The sequence below is a fragment of the Alkalihalophilus lindianensis genome, from assembly GCF_032843265.1.
Classification (GTDB): Bacteria; Bacillota; Bacilli; order Bacillales; family Bacillaceae_D; genus Alkalihalophilus; species Alkalihalophilus lindianensis.
Genome location: NZ_JAWJBA010000311.1, coordinates 1 through 273, shown reverse-complemented (window position 1 = coordinate 273; position 273 = coordinate 1). Strand labels below are relative to the sequence as shown.

At 39.9% G+C, this 273-nt stretch carries 1 protein-coding gene; it reads right to left on the bottom strand.

The features are described 5' to 3' along the window. Positions 1–273 (bottom strand): DUF554 family protein (locus RYX56_RS22385; protein ID WP_317124126.1); only part of this gene is annotated, 273 nt, incomplete at both ends.

Sequence of the window (273 nt, the reverse complement as noted above, 5' to 3'; positions counted from 1 at the left end):
ACCGACCTTTCTTTCAAGCCATTTCCCTACATTATTTAACCGTTCGTCCAATTTTATCCATTCACCAATTGCTGCACCCAAGACTAGGCTTATAATCACAATTAGGAAATTTTCACTTTTTAAGCCCATTTGTAGTCCTAATACCATCACAGACAAGCCGATTGCAAACATAACCGTGGTTTTCATTCCGTCCGGAATCCGGTTTAACACCCGCCCAAGAAAGGTACCGATCATTATCAATAAACCATTAACAACTGTTCCCAGCAAAAACAT